This is a genomic window from Kitasatospora sp. NPDC054768, assembly GCF_053612025.1.
This window is the reverse complement of sequence record NZ_JBSHBN010000360.1, coordinates 1-1017: the sequence shown is the minus strand read 5'-3', so window position 1 is coordinate 1017 and position 1017 is coordinate 1. Positions and strand designations below refer to the sequence as shown.

The 1017-nt window shown below is 69.6% G+C and carries 1 protein-coding gene and 1 rRNA gene; both read left to right on the top strand.

Annotation, left to right across the window (positions count from 1 at the left end; translation table 11 throughout):
• Positions 1 to 87: ribosomal RNA gene (gene rrf, locus ACWGKU_RS41135) — 5S ribosomal RNA — on the top strand; the annotation flags it as partial.
• Positions 88 to 146: 59 nt separating this feature from the next.
• A complete protein-coding gene (locus ACWGKU_RS41130; RefSeq protein ID WP_452180522.1) occupies positions 147 to 992 on the top strand; it encodes a phosphatase PAP2 family protein in 846 nt (281 codons plus the stop codon).
• Positions 993 to 1017: the final 25 nt, after the last annotated feature.

The following is a 1017-nucleotide window of genomic DNA, read 5'->3' as shown; positions in this document are numbered from 1 at the left end:
GGTTACATTCCGAACCCGGAAGCTAAGCCTTACAGCGCCGATGGTACTGCAGGGGGGACCCTGTGGGAGAGTAGGACGCCGCCGAACAATTATTCCGAAAAGCCCCTTCCCAACCGGGAAGGGGCTTTTTGCGTTACCCTCTGCCAATGCAGAACCTGACCCTGACCTGGCAGTCCGCCGGGGCCGCCGCCATCGGCCTCCACGCGGGCGCGTACGCCGCGGCGAAGGGCCGGAAGCCGGCGCTGTCCGCGCTGCTGCGGGAGGCCGGGACGCTGCTGGCGCTGTTCGCGCTCTGGCAGCTGGTCGGGCACCTCTCGGTGATGAGTACGGACCACGCGCTGGACCGCGCGAGCTGGATCCACCACACCGAGCAGGTGGTCGGGCTGCCGGACGAGGCGTCCTGGCAGCGGGCGGTCACGCCGTACCCGGTGCTGGTGAGGCTGGCGAACTACTACTACGCGGCCATGCACTTCGCCGTGATGCTGGGCGTGCTGCTCTGGGTGTTCGTGCGGCACCGCGAGCGCTACGCGTGGGTGCGCAACACGGTGGTGATCACGACCGCGGTCTGCCTGCTGGTGCAGTTCATCCCGGTGGCGCCGCCGCGGATGCTGCCGGAGAGCGGTTTCGTCGACGTGGCCGCCCAGTACGGGCAGTCGGTCTACGGCGGCGCGGTCGGCGGTGTGGTGGTGGCTGATCAGCTGTCGGCGATGCCCTCGGTGCACGTCGCCTGGTGCGTGCTGGCGGCGGTCGCGGTGATCCGGGTGTCGCGCAGTTCACTGCGATGGGTGATGGTGCTGCATCCGGTGCTGACGGTGGCCGTGGTGGTGGTGACGGCGAACCACTTCTGGTTGGACGGCATCGTGGCGGTGGTGATCCTGCTCCTCGCCTACGCCGTGCTGGCGTTGGCGGCACGCCGACGGGGCCTGGCCTCCGTCGGGACGGAGGCCAGGCCCCGCGGCACCGCCGAGGAGCAGTTGGAGCAGGTGGGCTGACCGAGGTCGGTCCCGGCCGGTTACT

Coding starts and splice junctions, on each gene's coding strand:
- ACWGKU_RS41130 (WP_452180522.1), top strand. CDS start 147: ATGCAGAACCTGACCCTGACCTGGCAGTCCGCCGGGGCCGCCGCCATC.